1 protein-coding gene is annotated in these 794 nt (G+C 43.5%); it reads left to right on the forward strand.

What is annotated here, in order from left to right:
* Positions 1 to 398: 398 nt before the first annotated feature.
* Positions 399 to 608, forward strand: coding sequence for a cold-shock protein (locus tag H1S06_RS00465; protein ID WP_010321946.1), 210 nt, complete (start codon positions 399 to 401; stop codon positions 606 to 608).
* Positions 609 to 794 lie beyond the last annotated feature (186 nt).

Raw genomic sequence — 794 nt, forward strand, 5'->3', positions numbered from 1 at the left:
CAGCTTGCCGGAGTCAGTCACACTGAACCCGGAAAAGGCGGCGAGTTTTTAAAGAGCTGATAACTTATACGCGACAACTACGTTGACAGTTACCGGCGCATGCCGGCCCGAAGCGATTGTTGAATATGTGGTGCGTAGATCACCCAACTAGTTGAAAACTATGTAGTTTATATTTGAATGTTAAAATAAATTTTATAAACCTATCCTTAGGCTACTAATAAGCGTAAGATGATCTTGCTTGAGAGTAACACCTGCATTTATGCACCTTTTCGACGTCCTGCCTAAACGTATGTACCTCGTTCTGTTTTCATAAGTCCTTGTATTATTTAGAGCATTAATCGAACACGTTCAGCATTTTAGCTGCAGTGTTCAAATACTTTTTGAACGAGATTACTATTATGTCTACTACTACTGGCACCGTTAAATGGTTCAACGAAACTAAAGGCTTTGGCTTTATCGAGCAGAAAGGCGGTGGCCCGGATGTGTTCGCCCATTTTAGCGCAATTACGGGCTCCGGCTTTAAAAACCTGACTGAAGGCCAAGAAGTTCAGTTCACTGTTACTCAGGGTCAGAAAGGCCCTCAGGCTGAAAATATTTCCGCGATCTGAACCTCGAGTTCAGTAAGCGATAAAAAACGGACCCTTGTGGTCCGTTTTTTGTATTTAATAAGGTCTGGCTTGAGGAAAAAGCTCCCCTAAGGCCCTATGTGTCAGCGTAGTTGTCGCCTGAAAATTTCAGAGGACAACCATGCCCCACTATTCACCGGAACGTAAGGAAGCCATCCTCCAAAAAAT

Origin of the sequence: Marinobacterium marinum (genome assembly GCF_013868415.1) — a bacterium.
Lineage (GTDB): Bacteria > Pseudomonadota > Gammaproteobacteria > Pseudomonadales > Balneatricaceae > Marinobacterium > Marinobacterium marinum.